Below are 20,363 nucleotides of genomic sequence, written 5' to 3' on the forward strand. Positions count from 1 at the left end.
AGGAAAAGTCAACTTTTCCTCGCCAAACTTTGCGCTATGGCAAAGCTCCTGATCGTTGAGGACGATGAGTCCGTCCGCACCCTCGCCGCTCGCGCGCTCGAACGCGCCGGGCATATGATCGACATCGCCGCCGACGGCGCGCAGGGGCTTGCCTTGATCCGCGCTGCACGTGGTGGCTACGACCTTGTCGTCTCGGATATCCGGATGCCGGGGATGGACGGCATCCAAATGGCCAAGGCGGCTGCATCGCTTTTCCCGGCAATGAAGATATTGCTGATGACCGGCTATGCCGACCAGCGCGAGCGCGCCGAGGAATTGAACGGCGTCATTGTGGACGTCGTGCAGAAGCCGTTCACGCTGGCCGAAATCCGCGCGCGCGTCGAACGGGCGCTCGCCTGTTTCGCTTAAAAGCCTAAGGCCTACCGCATAGGCCCGAAAATCGGAATCGATTTTCGGAAAGCATGATGCGTCGATTCAAAGTGTTAGAGCGTACTTTGTGCGTCCAAGTGGACGCACGTCGCTCTAACCGCGGTCAGGCCGGATCGCAGGTCGCCGCGATTGCCGGCGCGCTGCTCCGGCGCCGGCTGGCGCTGAGCGCGAACAGACCGGCGCCGATGATGAGGGCGGCGCCGATGACGGTGGTCGATCGCGGCACTTCGGCAAAGAACAGGAAGCCCCACAGCGGCGACCAGATGATGCCGGTGTATTCGAAGGTGGCGACGCTGTTGGCGGGCGCCAGCCGGTAGGCCTGCGACAACAGGATCATCCCGGCCGAAGCGACGACGCCGCAGGCGGCCATCGTCATGAAGTCGATTGACGTCGGCCAGACCCATGGCCTGACCAGGAATTCGAGGCTCGGATGCGTGGCATGAGCTATTCCTGCCAGCCAGAACAGCCCGGCGACCGCTGCAGCGCCCAGGAGATAGACGCCGTTTTGATAGAACGCCATGACCGTGGATGATTCGGTGTCGCCGATCTTGCGGGCCATCAACTGCGAAAAACCGTACAGCACCGCCGAGGCCAGCGACAGCAGCGCAGCCCAGTCGAACAGCCCGGCGCCGGGTCGCAGCATCACCAGCACGCCGAGCATCCCGACCATGACGGTGACCAGCGTTTGCCACGCCACCCGTTCGCCGAGATAGGGGCCGGCAAGCGCCATGATGAATAGCGGTGCCATGAAATAGAGCGCCACCGCGTCGGCAAGCGGCAGGGCGGCGATCGCCAGGTAGTAGAGCGTGTAGGAGGTGAACAGGATCATGGCGCGCATCGTCAGCATGCGAATCCGCTTCGAAAAGATCGCCCTAAGCCCGACATCGGCATGAACGAGCACGAGAAGAATGGGCAGGGCGACGATCGAGCGGATCGCCATCACCTCGGTCACCGGATAGGTGCTCGATACGGCCTTGATCAGCGGATCCTGGAGCGAGAACACCAGAACGCCGAGGCAAAGGCTTGCCATGCCGAGGACGATCCGGTTCTGCATGTCGTTCGACGGCTCCTTGCGTGCGCGGCCCGTGAGCTGGGGCTGCGTAATTTTTGGCATGTCGTCGTCGCAAAACCGCTGCGCACGTCATGCATCAAAAAGAACCCGCCACCGTTTCGGGCAGCGGGTACGAGTGAGGACTTTTTTGGTCCGCAGCCGATTTCGCAGCCGCATATCCAATGGGTGAAGCGAATATTATCCCCCGTTTGACATGTTGCAAACGAATTGGGATGATGCCAGCAATCAGATTTTCTTATGGCGGACAAATGAAGCCCACGCTCGACAGCGATCTGCTGCGCACCTTCGTCGCGGTCGCCGACGCCGGCAATTTCACCAAGGCTGCGGTGCAGGCCGGCCGTACCCAGTCGGCGGTTTCGATGCAGATGAAGAAGCTCGAAGATATGGTAGGCGACAGCCTGTTCGAGCGCGGCTCGCGGGGTGTGGCGCTGACGCGCCGCGGCGGCGAACTCATCGTCAACGCCCGCCGCATCGTGTCGCTGCTGGACGAGACGGCGGCATCGATGGTCGCGGCGCCGCTTGGCGGACCGGTGCGCATCGGCATTCCGGAGGAATATGGCCACGCGATCCTGTCGCGCGCGCTCAGCGCCTTTGCCAAGCGCCATCCTCAGGTCGATATCACTGTCCGTTACGCCCATTCCGGTGCGCAGATCGCGGCGCTCGCCGCCGGCGAGCTCGATCTGGCGGTGGTGTTCGAATGGCAGGACCTCTCCGGCGGTGAAGTGCTGATGCATGATCCGACCGTGTGGGTGACGTCGGAGCTGCATCACATGCATGAGGAGCGGCCGGTGCCGATCGCGCTCTATAACCGCGCCGGCTGGTGCAAGGATTTCGCGATTAAGTCGCTGGAACAGCGTGGTCTCGCCTATCGTGTCGCCTATACCAGCGATACCAATGGCGGCCTGCGGCTTGCCGTCACCTCCGGGCTGGCGATTGCGCCGATCTCACGCAGCAACATCCCGGCCGGCTGCCGCGAACTTACCGCCGCCGACGGGTTCGGCGATATCGATTCCTCGAACGTGGTGCTGCGGCGCAATCCGAACGCTTCCGGCGAGGCCATAGACGGCATGGAAGAGGCGATCCGCGAGGCGTTCACCAACAGGTAGACGGGCTTTCGACAGTGTGTCGTAGCAGACGTCCAGTCGCCATGTTCTCTTTGAGTCAGTTTTTCCCTTCAACGTCTCCAGAAGAAGGTCGTGGAAGGGTGGACTCTTGTCGTCTGAGCCGACTAACGGAAGGCGTAGGTAGCGCCACCTCTAGGCGCGAACGTCTGGTGCGATGCCCGGTGCGGCGTTCGTAGGGCATCTCGCTGTTACATCGCGGTGACAAAAGCACCACCACGGTGGCGTTAACCGGTTACACAGAGCAGGAAACATCTCCGGCCTTCTGGGAGTGGTCAGCGTCCCCAGAGGCTGCGTGGGCGTGTCGTCGGTTGGCTGTTCGCGCGGCGACTGGAACGCTCCACGCCTCGCGAGCGGGGATAGCGAAGTCTCGTGAAGGCAAGGTCGAGCCGCGTTCTCCGTTCTGTATCGGCGACGGGCGGCGACTGGGAGAGATGGATACCATGCAGGTAGGGCGTCCGGACGTTGGCGGGACATGGACGCGGGGCGGCCCGCGTGCAGGCGCTTGGCTGAGCGGTGCAATGACCATGCAGCGCCGCCTCGCAGCGATCCTGGCTTGCGACGTGGTCGGCTATTCGCGCCTGACGGAGCGCGACGAGCGCGGCACGCTCGAGCGGCTGAAGATCTACCGCAAGGACCTCCTCGAACCGCTGGTTTCCGAGCACCAGGGTCGGATCGTCAAGCTCACCGGCGACGGCATGCTGTGCGAGTTCGCGAGCGTCGTAAACGCGGTGACCTCGGCGATGGCGATCCAGCAGGCCCTGGCAGAACACGAGGCGGAGGCGCCCGAGGAAGAGCGGATTCGCTTCCGCATTGGCGTCAATCTCGGCGACGTGGTCTGCGAGGAGGACGGCGACCTCTACGGCGACGGGGTCAACATCGCCGCCCGCCTCGAAAGCATCGCCGATCCCGGCACCGTGGTCGTCTCGGGCACCGCCTACGACCACCTTCAGGGCAAGCTCGACTGCGGCTTCACGCCGCTCGGTGTCCTGCGCCTCAAGAACATCGAGCGGCCTGTGCGCGCCTACCGCGTCGAGACCGATGCCAGCGCCTCGGTGGCTGCACTGCCTTCCCTGCCCGACAAACCCTCGATCGCGGTTCTGCCTTTCACCAACATGAGCGGCGATCCCGACCAGGAATACTTCGCCGACGGGCTGGTGGAGGACATCATCACGGGATTGAGCCGGGTGAACTCCTTCTTCGTGATCGCCCGCAACTCGTCCTTCACCTATAAGGGCCGGGCGGTGGACCTGCGCCAGGTCGGGCGCGAACTGGGCGTCCGCTACGTGCTCGAAGGCAGCATCCGCAGAGCAGGATCGCGGGTGCGCATCAGTGGGCAGTTGGTGGACGCGATCAGCGGACACCATGTCTGGGCCGACCGCTTCGAGGGCGACATGAGCGACATCTTCGACCTGCAGGACAAGGTGACCGAGAGCGTCGTCGGCGCCGTCGAGCCGAGCATCCGGCTGCAGGAGATCAAGCAGGCGCGCATGAAGCCGACCGACTACATCAGCGCCTACGACCTCTACCTTCGCGCGTTGCCGCGCTTCTACAGCATGACGCGCGAAGGCTTTGCCGACGTGCGCCGGCTCACCAACGAGGCGCTCAGCATCGATCCTAGCTTCAACTTGGCGAAGGCACTCGGCGCCTATATCCGCAGCCTATCCGTGAGCCAGTGCTGGCACGAGCCCGACGATATCCGGGTCGCCGCGCGCATGGCGCGCGAGGTACTGGCGGAAGCGCGCGACGACCCCACGAGCCTACGCTTCGCCGCGCAGGTGATCGCCTACAGCGCGAAGGACTACGAGATGGCGCTGGGCACGATCGAACGATCCCTGCTGCTCAACCCCAATTCGGCGCAGGGCCATACGGGCAGCGGCTGGGTGAACGCACATTCCAGCCGCCCGCTCGTCGCGATCGAGCACTTTCACAGGGCAATGCGGCTGAGCCCCGTCGACCCCGAGAAGGGCATCGCGCTCTCCGGCATCGGGATGAGCTACCTGATGCTCGAGCGCTACGAAGAAGCGCTGGCATGGGGAGAACGCGCGCTGCACGAGATGCCGAACTACGGCTCCTCGCACCGGGTGGTGATCATGGCGCTGGTCAAACTCAACCGGCTGGACGAGGCGAAGGCGGCGGCGCGGCGGCTGATGGAGGCATTCCCGACCTACACGCTCACCCTGCAGAGACAGATCAACCCGTGGCGGGACAAGGGGTTCGCCGAGAGTTACGTCGAGGCGCTTGGCATCTCCGGCGTGCCGGAGTGATCGTCGTGGTTGCAAAGATGACCTCTCCTGCGCGTCACGTCCGGCCAGGCGACGTCCCTTCATCCCGCGTCGCTTCTGGAAGGGTAGTTCTCTGGCCGGCTTGCTGCCGGGGACTGAGCGCGTAGAGCAGCCGTGAACAGCCGGCGAGCTCTCTGTTCGCGTCGAACTCCGGTTCCACCCTGACGAGAGCTACCGACGGTCCAGACAAATGTCGCCGTTGGGTTATGGTTTCCCCTTCAACCATCTCCGATGGAACGCCAGAAAAGGGTCGAATTCGGTCGTTCAGAGTGATTGGGGTTTGACACTGGAGCATATCGCCAAAAACTGTGCAGCCGGCGATGGCAGCCTGGATCCGCGCAGGCGATCATCCTGATATAGAGGACGGCTTTATTTCAGCTCCAGCAGCCGCTCCAGATAGCTGCGCTCGATGTCGGGGCTGAGCGCGTTGCCGAGCCGCTTGCGGATCGCTTCGAGGATCTGACGGGCGCGCTGCACGTCGATCTCGTCCGGCACCTTCACCGAATCGCCGAAATCTGGACCCTCGGTGGCGCGTGGCCGGCCGAGCGGATCGCGGTCGGCATTCTGCTGGCGGCCGCCGCGCTGGCCATCGCCCTCGTCGCCCTGCATGGCCTGCAATTGCTTCATCATGTCCTTGGCACCCTTGCGCAACGCTTCCAGCGCTCGGCCCTGGTGACCGACCGCCTGATCGCCATCGCTGTCGCCAAGCGCCTGTTCGGCATCGCCCATCGATTTGCCGGCCTCGCCAAATCCCTCATTGGGCTCGAGCCCCATGCCTTCGAGACCCTTTCTCAACTGGTCGAGCTCGCTTTGCAGTTTGCCCTGGCCTTCCTGCAACTGCTTCAGCGCGTCGGCGAATTCCTCCGGCGTCATCGGCCGGCCGAGCGGATCGCGGTCTTCGCCTGGGCCGGGCTGCTCGCCTTGTTCACCCATTTGGCCCTGCTCGCCGTTCTCGCCGAACTGCTCGTCGCGGTTCTGCCCGCGCTGTTGCTGGCCGCGCTGCATCTGGTCCATGCGGAAGGTTTCGTTCATCATCTCCTGCTGGCGCCGCATGATCTCGCCGAGCTTGTCCATCTGCTGTCGCATTTCGCTGTTCTGCTGGCCGCCCTGCTGCTGACGTCCGGCCTGCAGGTTGTTCATCATGTCCTGCAGTTGCGAAAGCAATTGCTGCGCGCTGTCGCGATCGCCGGACTTCGCCAGATTCTCGATCTGGTCCATCATCCGTTCGATATCACTCTGGCGCAGTTCCTGGCCGTTCTGCTGCATCTGCGGCGCGTTCGGATTCCGCTGCGCACGTTGGGCGAATTCCTGCAGGAACTGGTTCATCGCCTCGCGCAGTTCCTTCATCGCCTTGTCGATCTCCTCGTCGCTGGCGCCGTTCTTGATCGCGTCCTGCAACGCCTGCTGCGCCTGGCGCAGCCGCCGCTCGGCGTCCGAAAGGTTGCCTTCTTCAATGCCGAGCGCGATCTCCCAGAGATAGGCGACTTCGTCGCGCAATTTGTCGTCGTTGTCGGCCATCTTCAGCCGGGTGCGGGCGCTCATGATGGCGAGGTAATGCGCCATATTGTCGAACGTATCTTCGGGCCTGAGCGTGATCGCATCCATCAGGTCGAGCACGCGGCTCTTGGCGTTGGCGTCGAGTGCCAGCACCCGGCGCTGCTCGATCACGGCCCTGGCCAGCGGGTTGGAGAAAGGCCGCTCCGGCATCACCAGCGTCTTGGTTTCGCTGGTTGCCGTATGTCCGGCATCGTCGGTGGCGACAAGCCTGAGCCTGATATTGCCGCCGGCCCAGACATGCTCGGTCAGGTCCTTCGTGGTTTTGGCGGCATTCCCCTTAACGCCGCGGCGCGGCAGCGTCAGCGGCATTTCGGGCGGGCCATAGAGCGGATGCGCATTCGGCGCCGGTGGGTCGGCCGGTACGAAATCCGCCTTGGCGGAGGCTGCGCCATAGTCGTCGTCGATCTGGTAGTTGAGCTCGAAGGAGCCGTTGACGGCGCGTTTCGGCTCGCCGACGAAGCGGATCTGCGGCGGCTTGTCCGGGATCACCGCGAAGGCCCAGCTGCCGAGTTCGTCGCCGCCCGAGTTCAGCGTCAGCGTGCCGTTGGCCGTCAGCTTTCCGGTGAACTGGCGCACTGTGGAGAGGGGTGCCGCAGCCGACTTGGCCGCAGCCGGCTTGCCCACAGCCGACTGGCCCGCAGCCGACTGGGCCGCGTCGGCCTGCTGTCCGGCCGGCTCGATGGTGCGGGCGTTGCCGTCGGCGTCGGCAAAGCTCAGCGTTTCCTCGCCCGAACCGCCGGTGACGCGCAGCGACACATCGCTGCCTTCGGGAACGGTGAAGGTGGACGGCGCCTGATTGGCATTGCTGGCGAGGGCCGGGTTGGCGAGGGCTGGGGAAGTGAGGAAGACCGGTGCCCTGCCGGTGTAGGCCGGCGGCGTCACCCAGGCGTCAATGCGCGGCGGGACAGTGTCGCGCGCCGCGTGGGCACTGAACCCGTCTGCGATGCGGCCGCCCGACGGCCCGAACGAGAAGGCGAAAGCGGTGACCAACACAAGCGCCGCCACGGCGCGCAGCCCCCATGGGTCGCGCTCCGGCACCCGGGTGCGCGGCAGATCGCCGCCGAGGTTGCCGAGTTTTTCGGCCATGCGTTTTTGGTGCTCGCGCCACAGCGCTTGCGAAAAAATGCTTTCCCTGCCGCTCGGCCGGTCCGTCTGCACCAGCACCGGGCTGTGCAGCAAGAGGTTGGCCGCCTCGATGCGCCGGTCGATCTCGGCACTGGACGGCACCCGGAAGAAACGCAAGGGATAGAGCGCGGCAAGGGCTGCGATGGCGAACACAGCCACAAGACCGATGCGCGCGGTGTCGGGCAGCAGAAGGAAGAGCCCGAGCCACGAGACGCTGAGGAACAGGCTGGCGACGATGACGAGCGGCAGCAGCAACGGCCAGCCACGCTCGACCGTCATCGAAACCCGCGTCGCCAGCCGGCTCAGGGCAAGGCGCCCGGCCAGGCTGCGATCGCTGGTGAAGGTGGGTCGTTGCGTCATCGGCCCTTCCTGTTCGGGCGGATAACCCGAACCTCACAAATTTATCGCACCGGCCCGAAAATCGGATGCGCCCCGAAAATCGGATGCGAAGGACTCAACATCTTAGATGCACGTCGCACCAAAGATACCAAGAAACACGGCGAAGGCGAGGCAGTTCCCTAAAACGTGAACAGGACTGCCCCCGCTATCGTCAGAATTTAGCCGGATTGGCGTTTGCACCGCAGACCAGCACGGCGATGCGCTCGCCCGCAGCGGGCGCGTAGCGGCCGGACAGGAGCGCCGCGAAGGCCGCGGCGCCGCCCGGCTCGGAGATGATTCGCACCCGGTCCCAAAGCGCCGCCTGCGCGGCGATGATCTCGTCGTCGCTGACCAGTATGGAACGCTCGACGAAGGCCTCGGCGATCGGAAACATCACTTCGCCGACGCGCTTCGGCGCCAGCGAATCGGCGGCGATGCCCTCAGTCGGCGCATCGACAGGCCGGCCGGCTTCGAAGGCGCGATGAAGCGTCGGCGCGCCCTCCGGCTCGACGGCGATGATCCTGATGCGGCCGGCAAACCAGGCGGCGATGCCGCCGATCAGGCCGCCGCCGCCGACGGCGACCAGCAGCGTGTCGAGCTCAGGCAGGTCGGCCTCGATCTCGAGGCCGAGCGTGCCTTGCCCGACCAGCGTTTCCTCCTGGTTGAAAGCATGGATCTGCAGCGCCCCGGACCTTTCGGCAAAGTCTTCGCTGGCTGCCAGTGCCTCGGCATAGCGCGCGCCGCCGACGACCAGCTCGGCGCCGTAGCCGCGGATGCGTTCCAGCTTGGCCGGCGGGCTCACTTCGGGAACAAAGATCGTCGCCTTGTGGCCGAGCCGCATGGCGGCATAGGCGACCGCGGCACCATGATTGCCGCCGGATGCGGCGACGACGCCAGCCGCGGGAACCGGCCGTTCGAGAAGATTGGTGAACGCGCCGCGCGCCTTGAACGAGCCGGAATGCTGCAGACATTCGAGCTTCAGGTCGACGGCAAGAGGCGGACGGCCGAAATCGGCCATGTCGATGCGCAGCACCGGCGTGTGGCGCACGAATGGCCGAATGCGCGGTTCCATTGCGGCGATGCGCTCGCGGGTGATCATATTGCCGTTCAGCATGGTCTGCTCCCGAGGGTTGACTTCACTTAGTAACTTAGCAAAATGGCTAAATGCAAGAGGTCGATGTTTTTAAGGCGATCGCCAACGCGCGCAGGCTGCAAATCCTCGATTGGCTGAAGGATCCGCGCGCGCATTTCCCACGCCAAGCGGATGGCGATCTGGTCGAGGATGGCGTCTGCGCGCTGCTGATCGCCGAAAAGCTAGGCATCACCCAGGCGACGCTTAGCGAGCATATGCGGGTGCTCACCCAAGCGGGCCTTCTGCGCAGCAAACGCATCAAGCAGTGGATATTCTATCGCCGCGACGAGGACAGGATCGCCGAGACCAGGGCGCTGATTCAGCACCGGCTGTAGCTTCAGCTCCGGCTGTGACGCCGCAGGCGCTCTATTCCAGCCAATCAGGCAGCGAATCCAGCCCGATCAGCTCGTCATAAGTCTGGCGCGGGCGCACGACATGGAAACGGTCGCCGTCGACCAGCACTTCGGGCACCAGCGGCCTGGTGTTGTAAGTGCCGGCCTGCACCGCGCCATAGGCGCCGGCGGTGGCGACGGAGATCAGGTCGCCGGCCTTCAGCCGCGGCAGGTCGCGGTCGAGGCCGAGATAATCGCCGGTCTCGCAGACCGGGCCGACCACGTCGACCGTCATGCGCGGCGCCGCGGCCGGCTGCTGCACCACCGGCTTGATGTCATGGAAGGCGTCATAGAGTGTCGGCCGGATCAGATCGTTCATCGCGGCGTCGACGACCAGGAAGTTCTTGGCGTCGCCCTCCTTCACGAAGATCACTTGCGAGACGAGGACACCGGCATTGCCTGATATCAGCCGGCCCGGCTCGAACATCACCTTCAGCCCGAGCTTGGCGACGTGCTTCCTGACGATCTGGGCATAAGCGTCGGGCAAGGGAGGCGGGCTGTTGTCGACGCGGTAGGGGATACCGAGACCGCCGCCGAGATCGATATGCTCGATGGCGTGCCCGTCGGCACGCAGCACTCCGACCAGTTCAATCAGCAGCGCGAAGGCGTCGTCGAAGGGCTGCAATTCGGTGATCTGGCTGCCGATATGGGTGTCGATACCGGTGACCTTGATGCCAGGCAGTTCAGCCGCGCGGGCATAGACCTGGCGCGCCTTCTGCCAAGGAATGCCGAACTTGTTCTCGGCCCTGCCGGTGGAGATCTTCTTGTGGGTCTTGGCATCGACATCCGGGTTGATGCGCAGCGAGATCGGCGCCACCTTGCCCAGCGCCGTGGCGCGGGTCGACAGCAATTCCAATTCCGGCTCGGATTCGACGTTGAAGCAGAGAATGCCGGCCGAGAGCGCAAAATCCATTTCGCGCGCGGTCTTGCCGACGCCCGAAAACAGGATCTTGTTGGCCGGAATGCCGGCGGCCAGCGCGCGGCGCAATTCGCCTTCCGAGACCACGTCGGCGCCGGCGCCGAGTTTTGCCAGGATCTTCAGCACCGCCTGGTTGGAATTCGCCTTCATGGCATAGCAGACCAGCGCGTCGAGCCCGGCAAAGGCCTGCGCAAACACGCGGAAATGCCTGGTCAGCGTCGCCGTCGAATAACAATAGAACGGTGTGCCGACGCTTGCGGCGATATCTGATATCGCCACGTCCTCGGCATGCAGCACGCCGTCGCGGTAGTCGAAATGGTTCACAACAGAGATTCCGGAAGTTGGAGCACGATGAGATCGGCCGATCTCATCGGCTCTAGATCAACGGGTCGAGAATGAACTTCTTGTCCTTGACCGGTTTTTCCGGCTCGGGCGGCACGGGCTGCTCGGCCTTTTGTGCGTCCTTGCGCGCCTGCACGGCCGCCTCATAGGGCGTCTCGAGGCCGGCTTTCCTGCCGCAGGCCGTTACGGTTGCCAGCGCCGCCAGCAGCGCGAGCGTCACCAAAATCCTGCTTGCGGTCATCGATCCATCCGTCCGAAACTTTTGCCCGCCGCTTTTAGCCGAGTTTTTCTGGCTTTGCACCCCGGCATCACGCCTTGGCGATGTGCTTTTTCCAGTATCGGATCTGCTTCCTCACTTCGGACGGCGCGGTGCCGCCGAAGCTCGTGCGGCTCTTCACCGAGTTCTGCACGGCAAGCACGGAAAACACGTCCGTCGTGATGCCGGGGTGAATGGACTGCAAGTCCTCCAGCGGCAGCCTGTCGAGCCCGATCTTCCTCTCTTCGGCCAGCGCCACGGCGCGGCCGGTGACGTGGTGCGCCTCGCGGAATGGCAGGCCGAGACTACGCACCAGCCAATCGGCGAGATCGGTCGCGGTCGCATAGCCTGATCCGGCGGCCCTCTTCATGGCGGCGGCATTCACCGTCATGTCACGCACCATGCCGGTCATCGCCGCCAGCATCAGGTCAAGCGTCTCGGCGGTGTCGAACACTGATTCCTTGTCTTCCTGCATGTCCTTGCCGTAGGTCAGCGGAATGCCCTTCATGACAGTCAGCAGGCCAACCAGATGGCCGGTGACGCGGCCGGTCTTGCCGCGCACCAGCTCGGCGGCGTCGGGGTTCTTCTTCTGCGGCATGATCGAGGAGCCGGTGGAGAATGAGTCCGACAGCCTGACGAAGCCGAATTGCGGCGTCGACCAGATGATGATTTCTTCGGCCAGTCGCGACAGATGTGTCGCGCAGATCGCCGCCAGCCCTAAAAACTCGAGCGCGAAATCGCGGTCAGAAACGCTGTCGAGGGAATTGCGCATCGGCTCGCGGAAGCCGAGCGCCCTGGCCGTCTGGTGCCGGTCGATCGGAAAGCTGGTGCCGGCAAGCGCGGCCGCACCGAGCGGGCTTTCGTCCATCCGCTCGATGGCGTCGCGAACACGTGACAGGTCGCGCGAGAACATCTCGACATAGGCCATGCAGTGATGGCCGAAGGTCACCGGTTGCGCCGCCTGCATGTGGGTGAAGCCCGGCATCACCGTTGCCGCATGCTCCTCGGCCCGTTCCAGGAACGCCGTGATCAGGCCCTTCAGCGCCTCGGCGACGCGAAGGCACTCGTCCTTGACCCACAGCCTGAGATCGACCGCCACCTGGTCGTTGCGCGAACGGGCGGTATGCAGGCGGCCGGCAGCCGAGCCGATCAGCTCGGCAAGGCGGGCCTCGACATTCATGTGGATGTCTTCCAGTCTGGTCGAGAACGCGAACGTGCCGGCTTCGATCTCTGCCAGGATCGTGTTCAGCCCGTGAGCGATTTTTTCTTGATCGGCCGCCGAAATAATGCCGGTTTGCGCCAGCATCTCGCTGTGGGCGATCGAGCCTCTGATATCCTGCGCATAGAGTTTGCGGTCGAACGAGATCGACGCGTTGATCGCTTCCATGATCGCGGCCGGACCCGAGGCAAAACGTCCGCCCCACATCTGGTTGCTGGCCTTCTTGTCGTTCATCGCTATAACCCGTGCTCCGGAGCAGTTTAAGAAATGTCAGACGGCAATCGATTTTTCCCGGCCCCGCGCCTCATCCTTGCCGCTTTGGTGGCAGGCGTGCTGGCCGGCGCGGTCGCGGTATATGTCAGCGAAAGCGGTTCTGGCAACAACGCCCCCGCTCAAGTCGCGGTTGGCGACAGCAAGGACGATGTCGCCTGCGCCGCCAAGGCCGACCGCGCCAGGACGGTGGCGGCGGCTGCCACCGGCCAGGTTGCAGCACTTTTGCCGGCCGATCCGCCGCAATCGCTGAAGGGCCTTGCCTTCAACAGCCCCGACGGCAAGCCGATGACGCTCGCCGACCATGCCGGCAAGACGGTGCTGCTCAATCTGTGGGCGACATGGTGCGCGCCCTGCCGCGCCGAAATGCCGGCGTTCGACGCGCTGCAGAAAGAAATGGGCAGCGACGCCTTCGAGGTCGTCGCGGTCAACGTTGATGCCGGCGACGACAGTAAGCCGAAGAAGTTCCTCGAGGAAACCGGCGTCGAGGCGCTCGGCTACTACCGCGATTCGACGATGGCGCTGTTCAACGATCTCAAGACGCGCGGTCTGGCGCTCGGCCTGCCGGTCACCATGCTGATCGACGCGGAAGGCTGCCTGATCGCCCACATGAACGGCCCGGCCGAATGGTCGAGCCCGGACGCCAAGCGGCTGGTCGAGACGGCGCTCGGCAAGTCGGACTAATGCATGTCGCGCAAGAGTGCGCTCTTTAGGCGCCGGCTATTACCGGTCGTCGTCGTTGTTCGATTGGTAAGCCGGCTTTTCAATTGCTTTCCATCGGCTCTCATTTCGAAGCATGCGCCACGTTAAGTGGAAATCAAGTTCATCGATCCGCAACAAAACCGTTGTCCAATTGTCACGAGCGGCACATATTGCCTTTGCGAGAGTGCCCTTTCGCCAATGACAAAACGGGAGATGAAACATGAAGTTCTTCGGCTTCGCGGCCGGTGTTGCCGCCACCTTGACCCTGCTTTCCACCACCTCCGCCTTCGCCGCCACGCAGATCAGCTGGTGGCACGCCATGACCGGCGCCAACGCCGAGGTCGTCGACAAGATCTCCAAGGATTTCAACGCCAGCCAGAGCGACTATGAACTGGTTCCGGTGTTCAAGGGCACCTATCCGGAGACGCTGAACGCCGGCATCGCCGCCTTCCGCGCCGGCCAGGCGCCCGACATCCTCCAGGTGTTCGACGTCGGCACCGGCGTGATGATGGCGGCCGAGGGTGCGATCAAGCCGGTGGCCGAGGTGATGACCGGTGCCGGGATGACCTTCGACAAGAGCCAGTATCTGCCCGGCATCGTCGGCTATTATTCGAAGCCGGACGGCACCATGCTGTCCTTCCCCTACAACTCCTCCTCGCCGATCCTCTACTACAACAAGGACATCTTCCAGAAGGCCGGCCTCGACGTGAACCCGCCCAAGACCTGGAACGAGGTGTGGGAAGCCGCCAAGAAGATCAAGACGAGCGGCGCCGCCCCTTGTGGCTATACCTCGACCTGGCTGACCTGGATCCATCTGGAGAATTTTGCGGCATGGAATGACGTGTCGTGGGCCACCCAGCAGAACGGCCTGGCCGGCGGTGATGTCGAACTCAAGATCAACGCGCCGATTTTCGTCAACCACTTCCAGGCGCTCGCGGATCTCGCCAAGGACGGCACCTTCAAATATGGCGGGCGCACCTCCGAAGCCAAGCAGATATTCCTTGCCGGCGAATGCGGCATCTTCACGGAATCGTCGGGCGGTCTCGGCGACATCGTCAAGTCCGGCATGAACTATGGCATCGGCCAGCTTCCCTACGATACCGACGCCAAGGGCGCGCCGCAGAACACCACGCCGGGCGGCGCCAGCCTGTGGGTGTTCGGCAACAAGTCCGACGAGCAATACAAGGGCGTCGCGGCCTTCTTCGCCTACCTGTCCAAGACCGATGTGCAGGAATATCTGCACCAGAAGTCGGGATACTTGCCGGTGACGCTCGCCGCCTACGAGGCGACCAAGAAATCGGGCTTCTATGAAAAGAACCCCGGCCGCGAGACACCCATCCTGCAGATGACGGGCAAGGCGCCGACCGACAACTCGAAGGGCGTGCGCCTGCCGAATCTGCCGCAGGTGCGCGATATCCAGAACGAGGAGTTGGAGAAGATGCTGGCCGGCCAGCAAACCGCTCAGCAGGCGCTTGACAATGCGGTCACGCGCGGCAACGCCGCGATCGAGGAAGCGCTGGAGAACTGACGAGATTATCTCGGTTAGTGTCGGTTTGAATATCGCCCACGCGAGTTCGCGTGGGCGACCCCTGAATAGCGAGGGAAATCAGTCTGTCTCCACGCATCGTCTTTCCCAACAAGATCCTGCCCTTCCTGCTGGTGGCGCCACAACTCGCCATAACACTGGTTTTCTTCTACTGGCCGGCCGGTCAGGCGCTTTACCAGTCGATGCTCAGGCAAGACCCGTTCGGGCTGAGGACCAAGTTCGTCTGGTTCGCCAATTTCCGCAAGGTGCTGGCCGATCCGGCCTACCTCAACTCGATCAAGGTCACGGTGGTGTTTTCGCTTGCGACGGCGATCGTCGCCATGGGTGTGGCCCTCCTGCTTGCGGTCATGGCCGAGAAGGCAGTGCGCGGCAAAGGCCTCTACCGCACACTGTTGATATGGCCTTATGCCGTGGCGCCGGCGATTGCCGGCATGCTGTGGCTTTTTCTGTTCAATCCTTCGATCGGCTCGTTGGCCTATTTGCTGAGAAGCCTGGGCATTGCATGGGACCCGCTGCTCAACGGCACCCACGCCATGATCCTGCTGGTGTCGGCGGCTGCCTGGAAGCAGATCAGCTACAATTTCCTGTTCTTCGTCGCCGGCCTGCAGGCGGTGCCGAAAACGCTGATCGAGGCGGCGGCCATGGATGGCGCCGGCGAGACCAAGCGCTTCTGGACCATCGTCTTCCCGCTGCTCGCGCCGACGACCTTTTTCCTGCTGGTCGTCAACACCGTCTATGCCCTGTTCGACACTTTCGGCATCGTTCATGCCGTCACCGGCGGCGGGCCGGGCAAGACGACCGAGACGCTGGTCTACAAGGTCTACAATGACGGCTTCGTCAATCTGATCCTCGGCGACTCGGCGGCGCAATCGGTCATCCTGATGGCCATCGTCATTGCGCTCACAGCTATCCAGTTCCGCTACGTGGAACGCAAAGTCCATTACGGTTGAGGGCAGCGATGATCGGCCAATCCCCGCTCCGCACCTTCATCGCCCATGCCGTGCTCATCCTCGGCATATTGATCGTGGCTTTTCCGATCTACTACACCTTCGTTGCCTCGACACACACGCTGCAAACGATCCTCAGGCCGCCACTCCCGCTCTTGCCCGGCGGCCAGCTATGGAACAATTACAGCGAGGCGCTGTTCGGCGGCATTGGCCGCATCGGCGGCGTCAGCGTCGGCCAACTGCTCCTCAACACCACGATCATGGCGCTCGGCGTTGCGGTGGGAAAGATCTTCATCTCGATCCTGTCGGCCTATGCGATCGTGTTCTTCCGCTTTCCGCTGCGCATGACCTTCTTCTGGCTGATCTTCATCACCTTGATGCTTCCCGTGGAGGTGCGCATCCTGCCGACCTACAAGGTGATGGTCGATCTCGGCATGATCGACACCTATGCCGGCCTGATCATCCCGTTGATCGCCTCGGCCACCGCGACGCTGCTGTTCCGCCAGTTCTTCATGACCATACCGGGCGAATTGATCGAGGCGGCGCGCGTCGACGGCGCCGGGCCATGGCGCTTCTTCTTCGATATCCTGTTGCCATTGTCGCGCACCAACATCGCGGCGCTGTTCGTGATCCTCTTCATCTATGGCTGGACGCAGTATCTGTGGCCGCTGCTGGTCACCAACAGCAACGACATGAACACCATCGTCATCGCGTTGAGAAAGATGGTTTCCTTTGCCGATGCCGATACCGAATGGCACCTGGTCATGGTCACGGCGATGCTGGCCATCGTGCCGCCGATCCTGGTGGTGGTGCTGATGCAGCGCTGGTTCGTGCGCGGCCTGGTCGAATCCGAAAAGTGAGAAGCCGATGGCGACCGTCGATCTGAAGGACGTGAAGAAGGTCTATCCCAGCGGCGTCGAAGCCGTGAAGGGGGTCTCCATCGCCATTCCCGACAAGGAGCTTTGCGTGCTGGTCGGCCCCTCCGGCTGCGGCAAGTCCACGCTGCTTAGGATGATCGCCGGTTTGGAGACCATTTCCGCCGGCACAGTCGCCATCGACGGCAAGGTGGTCAACGCCATCGGCCCGACCGAGCGCGACATCGCCATGGTGTTCCAGAACTACGCGCTTTACCCGCATATGAAAGTCTATGACAACATGGCCTATGGCCTGCGCAATCGCGGCACGCCGAAGGACGAGATCGACAGCAGGGTGCGCTCGACCGCCAAGGTGCTGGAGCTTTCGGCGCTGCTCGACCGGCGGCCGCGCGAGCTTTCCGGCGGCCAGCGCCAGCGAGTCGCCATGGGCCGCGCCATCGTGCGCAATCCGAAAGTCTTCCTGTTCGACGAGCCGCTCAGCAACCTCGATGCCAAATTGCGCGGCCAGATGCGGGTCGAGATCAAGAATTTGCAGCGCACGCTCGGCGTCACCTCGGTCTATGTCACCCACGACCAGCTCGAGGCGATGACGCTGGCCGACATCCTTGTTGTCATGAACGCCGGCCTGGTCGAGCAAACCGGCGCGCCGCTCGACATCTACGAAAAGCCGGCGTCGATCTTCGTCGCTTCCTTCATCGGCGCGCCGCCGATGAATCTCCTGGCGCTGACCGGAAGTTCCTCAGGACCGATGCTGGCTGACGGCACGGTGATCGGCTTTGCGGCTCGCGAAACACAGGCCGTGACGCTGGGGTTTCGCCCTGAAGATGCCGACGTCACCTTCGATGCGGAGGCGCTGCCCGGTGCGCTCGTCCTGCCGGCGGCAGTCGAAGCGGTCGAGCCGGTCGGTGCCGAAAGCCTTCTTCACTGCGCCGCAGCTGGCAGCCGTATCATCGTGCGCGTCTCAGGTCGCGCCACCGCCAGGCCCGGCGACCAGTTGCGAGTCGTGGCCAAGGCAGAAAAGCTGCACTGGTTCGATCAGGCCGGCAAGCGGGTCGATTGAAGCCGGCCTGTCGGCCTGACTGGCGAACTGCGCCAGACGCAAGACCGTTCAGGCGAACACATGCGCCTTGCCCGACACCGTCAGCCGGACGATCTCGCCAACCACCGGTGTGTCCATGCCTGGCTTGCGCAGGACCAGTGGCGTGTTGCCGATCGCGGCCGCGTCCGGCGGGTCGGGACTGTTCAAGAGCCGCACCGCGATGGTGCACATCGAGCCGGCGAATTCGGACTCCGTGACTTCGCCGAACAGCATGTCCGGCGTGCCCGACATGCCTTCGCGGGATGTCCGTTTCAAAAGCACCTGTTCCGGCCGCAGCATGATGCGGACGAGATCACGCCGCTCGGTGCTGTCGACGGCGATCCGACCCAGCGGCGAAGTGGCGAAGCCGTCCGCGATCTTGGCCGGCAGGATGATGGCGTCGCCGAGGAATTCGGCGACCATCCGGTCTTTCGGCTTGAGATAAAGCTCGTGCGGCGATCCGACCTGCGAGAATTTGCCGTCGCGCATCACCGCGACCTGGCTGGCAAAGGACAGCGCCTCGGCCTGGTCGTGCGTGACCAGGATCGTGGTGATGCCGGCGGTCTCCAGAAGCTCGGCCACCGCCTTGCGCATCGAGGCGCGCAGGCCGGTGTCGAGCGCCGAGAACGGCTCGTCGAGCAGCATCAGCCGCGGCTTCATGGCCATGGCGCGGGCCAGCGCCACACGCTGCTGCTGGCCGCCTGAGAGCTCGTGCGGCCGCCGTTTCAGGATCGCCTTGTCGAGCCCGACGATGTAGGCGAGCTCGACGATACGCTCGCTGCGCTTGTCCTGGTGATGTCGCATGCCGAAACCGATATTGGCGGCGATACTCAGATGCGGGAACAGGGCGCCGTCCTGCGCCACCACGCCGATGCCGCGCCGATATGCCGGCACGGCGGCGCCGCCATTGGCCAGCACCTCGCCGTCGAGCACGATGCGACCCCGGTCCGGCGCCTCAAAACCGGCGATCAGCCGCAGCAAGGTCGTCTTGCCGCAGCCGGACGGCCCGACGATCGCGGTGCGGCTGCCGCTGGCCACGCTGAGGTCGACGCCGGCCAGCGCGGCCACCGGGCCGTAGTGCTTGTGCACATCGGTGAGTTCGAGGAAGCTCATCGTCCGGCCATCCGCTTCGACTGGACATAGAGCAGCCAGGTCAGCGGCAGCGACATCGCCACCATGATGAGCGCGTAGGGTGCGGCGGACGCATAGTCGATCTCGCCGCTGTGGGCCCAGAACGCCATCGCCAGCGTGCGGGTGCCGTTGGGCGCCAACATCTGCGTGGCGGTCAATTCGTTCATGATGCCGAGCGCCACCAGCGCCATGCCTGCCGCGGCACCGGGCGCCGACAGGCGGATCGTCGTCGACCACAGCGCCTTGAGCGGTGACCGGCCGAGACTGGCGGCGGCGCGTTCGAGCTCGACCGGCGCCTGCGCGATCGACGCCCGCAGGCTGATCAGGGCGCGCGGCAGGAACATCAGCGCATAGGCCACGAGGATCGTGAACAGGGTCTGGTAGAGCGGCAGCGCGATGCGCACGGTGATGGTGACCAGCGCCAGCGCCACGACGACGCCGGGCAGAGAGCCGACGATGTAGTTGCAGCCCTCCAGAAGGCGCTGCAGCCGTCCCGGCGCGCGGATCGAGATCCAGGCCATCGGCATGGCGGCAACCGTGGCGAGCAGGGCGCCGGCAAGCGCCAGGAAGAGGGTCTGGCCGAGCGCCAGGCCGATCTCATCGAGGCGCCAGACATCGGCGCCGCCGGCCACAAGCCAGCGGCCAATGGTGACGAACGGCACGCCGAGCGCCAGCAGCGCGGTGACGACCGGCAGAGCCAGGCACGGGATGGTGGCGCGGCCGAGCCTTGTGCGTTGCTGCTGGCGCGCGGCGCCCGAGCCGACGCGCGCATAGCGCTCCTCGCCGCGCACCAGCACTTCGATCCCAAGCAGCACGAAACAGCATGTCACCAGCACCGCTGCCAGCATGTTGGCGGCGGGGCCGTTGAAGGTCGACTGGAACTGATCGACGATCGCCGTGGTGAAGGTGTCGAAGCGGATGAACACGTAGAGGCCATATTCGGCGAGGAGGTGCAGGCCGACCAGCAGGGAGCCGCCGCAGATGGCGAGCCTGAGCTGCGGCAGCACGACCCGCCGGAACACGCGCCACGGCCCGAGGCCGACGGCTGCCGCAGCATCTTCAAGAGCGGGATCGAGCCGGCGCAAGGCTGCCGCCACCGGCAGATAGAGGAACGGGAAATAGGCGACGACGGAAACCAGGACGCCGGCCCACAGTCCATGCAGTCCCGGCACCAGGGTGATCCAGGCGTAGCTGTGGACGAAGGCCGGGATGGCGAGCGGCGCCACCGACAGCCAGGCCCACAGGCGGACACCGGGAAGGCTGCTGCGTTCGGTCAGCCAGGCCAGCGTCACCGAGAGCACAATGCAGATCGGCACCGCCAGCACCACCAAAAGCAGGGTGTTGACCAGAAGTTCACCGACGCGCGGCCGGAACACCAGTGCCGATACGGCTTCCCAGCCGGTCTGCACGGCAATCCAGATGATAAAGGCGAGCGGCAGCAGCGAGAACAATGAAACCAGGATAGCGGCGAGCGAAATCCAGGATATCGGCCGCCGGCACTTCCATTCCCCAGCCGCTATGCCGGTCGGTGAACGTGCAAGTTCGGCGGCGGACTGCATCTGCTCAGACGCCGAGCCGTTGCCGCCC

Annotated in this window: 17 protein-coding genes; 9 read left to right on the top strand and 8 right to left on the bottom strand. The window is 64.2% G+C overall.

What is annotated here, in order from left to right; all coding sequences use genetic code 11:
* Positions 1–36 precede the first annotated feature (36 nt).
* Positions 37–408, top strand: a complete 372-nt coding sequence (locus tag JG739_RS06600; RefSeq protein ID WP_202365769.1) for a response regulator — start codon at positions 37–39, stop codon at positions 406–408.
* 124 nt (positions 409–532) lie between these two features.
* Here the strand turns inward: JG739_RS06600 and JG739_RS06605 are convergent, their stop codons facing one another.
* On the bottom strand, positions 533–1,483 hold the full coding sequence (locus tag JG739_RS06605; RefSeq protein WP_202367363.1) for a DMT family transporter: 951 nt from the start codon (positions 1,481–1,483) through the stop codon (positions 533–535).
* Positions 1,484–1,749: 266 nt separating this feature from the next.
* Between JG739_RS06605 and JG739_RS06610 the strand changes: the two genes are divergently transcribed.
* Together JG739_RS06610 and JG739_RS06615 are read left to right on the top strand one after the other, a co-directional pair.
* Positions 1,750–2,607 (top strand): LysR family transcriptional regulator, encoded by an 858-nt coding sequence (locus JG739_RS06610; protein WP_202365770.1) that lies wholly within the window; start codon positions 1,750–1,752, stop codon positions 2,605–2,607.
* 536 nt (positions 2,608–3,143) lie between these two features.
* Positions 3,144–4,889, top strand: coding sequence for an adenylate/guanylate cyclase domain-containing protein (locus JG739_RS06615; protein WP_202365771.1), 1,746 nt, complete (start codon positions 3,144–3,146; stop codon positions 4,887–4,889).
* A 387-nt stretch (positions 4,890–5,276) separates the two neighbouring features.
* Here the strand turns inward: JG739_RS06615 and JG739_RS06620 are convergent, their stop codons facing one another.
* Positions 5,277–7,949: a TIGR02302 family protein gene (locus tag JG739_RS06620; RefSeq protein WP_202365772.1), complete on the bottom strand. Its 2,673-nt coding sequence runs from the start codon at positions 7,947–7,949 to the stop codon at positions 5,277–5,279.
* A 190-nt stretch (positions 7,950–8,139) separates the two neighbouring features.
* A complete protein-coding gene (locus JG739_RS06625) occupies positions 8,140–9,081 on the bottom strand; it encodes a threonine/serine dehydratase (protein ID WP_202365773.1) in 942 nt (313 codons plus the stop codon).
* 50 nt (positions 9,082–9,131) lie between these two features.
* Between JG739_RS06625 and JG739_RS06630 the strand changes: the two genes are divergently transcribed.
* Positions 9,132–9,434, top strand: coding sequence for an ArsR/SmtB family transcription factor (locus tag JG739_RS06630; RefSeq protein WP_202365774.1), 303 nt, complete (start codon positions 9,132–9,134; stop codon positions 9,432–9,434).
* Positions 9,435–9,465: 31 nt separating this feature from the next.
* Here JG739_RS06630 and lysA read toward each other — a convergent pair whose 3' ends face one another.
* From lysA to argH, 3 genes are all read right to left on the bottom strand, one after another.
* Positions 9,466–10,734: a diaminopimelate decarboxylase gene (lysA, locus tag JG739_RS06635; protein WP_202365775.1), complete on the bottom strand. Its 1,269-nt coding sequence runs from the start codon at positions 10,732–10,734 to the stop codon at positions 9,466–9,468.
* A gap of 52 nt (positions 10,735–10,786) precedes the next feature.
* Complete coding sequence (locus JG739_RS06640; RefSeq protein ID WP_095493413.1) at positions 10,787–10,993, bottom strand: lipoprotein; 207 nt, start codon at positions 10,991–10,993, stop codon at positions 10,787–10,789.
* 67 nt (positions 10,994–11,060) lie between these two features.
* Positions 11,061–12,461, bottom strand: coding sequence for an argininosuccinate lyase (gene argH, locus JG739_RS06645; RefSeq protein ID WP_202365776.1), 1,401 nt, complete (start codon positions 12,459–12,461; stop codon positions 11,061–11,063).
* Positions 12,462–12,494: 33 nt separating this feature from the next.
* Here argH and tlpA point away from each other — a divergent pair, with 33 nt between their 5' ends.
* From tlpA to ugpC, 5 genes are all read left to right on the top strand, one after another.
* Positions 12,495–13,181, top strand: coding sequence for a thiol:disulfide interchange protein TlpA (gene tlpA, locus JG739_RS06650; protein ID WP_202365777.1), 687 nt, complete (start codon positions 12,495–12,497; stop codon positions 13,179–13,181).
* A 238-nt stretch (positions 13,182–13,419) separates the two neighbouring features.
* Complete coding sequence (gene ugpB / locus JG739_RS06655) at positions 13,420–14,727, top strand: sn-glycerol-3-phosphate ABC transporter substrate-binding protein UgpB (RefSeq protein ID WP_202365778.1); 1,308 nt, start codon at positions 13,420–13,422, stop codon at positions 14,725–14,727.
* Positions 14,728–14,810: 83 nt separating this feature from the next.
* Positions 14,811–15,695 carry a sn-glycerol-3-phosphate ABC transporter permease UgpA gene (gene ugpA / locus JG739_RS06660; RefSeq protein ID WP_123148644.1) on the top strand — a complete coding sequence of 295 codons (885 nt, stop codon included), beginning with the start codon at positions 14,811–14,813 and terminating at the stop codon, positions 15,693–15,695.
* 8 nt (positions 15,696–15,703) lie between these two features.
* On the top strand, positions 15,704–16,552 hold the full coding sequence (gene ugpE, locus JG739_RS06665) for a sn-glycerol-3-phosphate ABC transporter permease UgpE (protein WP_202365779.1): 849 nt from the start codon (positions 15,704–15,706) through the stop codon (positions 16,550–16,552).
* A gap of 7 nt (positions 16,553–16,559) precedes the next feature.
* Positions 16,560–17,627 carry a sn-glycerol-3-phosphate ABC transporter ATP-binding protein UgpC gene (gene ugpC, locus JG739_RS06670; protein WP_202365780.1) on the top strand — a complete coding sequence of 356 codons (1,068 nt, stop codon included), beginning with the start codon at positions 16,560–16,562 and terminating at the stop codon, positions 17,625–17,627.
* A gap of 48 nt (positions 17,628–17,675) precedes the next feature.
* On the opposite strand, the gene JG739_RS06675 is transcribed toward ugpC, so the two are convergent.
* The gene (locus JG739_RS06675) at positions 17,676–18,758 is read right to left on the bottom strand and encodes an ABC transporter ATP-binding protein (RefSeq protein ID WP_202365781.1); all 1,083 of its coding nucleotides are present in this window, start codon (positions 18,756–18,758) and stop codon (positions 17,676–17,678) included.
* Positions 18,755–20,335 (bottom strand): ABC transporter permease, encoded by a 1,581-nt coding sequence (locus JG739_RS06680; protein ID WP_202365782.1) that lies wholly within the window; start codon positions 20,333–20,335, stop codon positions 18,755–18,757. Before JG739_RS06680 ends, JG739_RS06675 begins: the two co-directional genes overlap by 4 nt.
* Positions 20,336–20,363 lie beyond the last annotated feature (28 nt).

The sequence above is a fragment of the Mesorhizobium sp. L-2-11 genome, from assembly GCF_016756595.1.
In the GTDB taxonomy this organism is placed as follows: Bacteria; Pseudomonadota; Alphaproteobacteria; order Rhizobiales; family Rhizobiaceae; genus Mesorhizobium.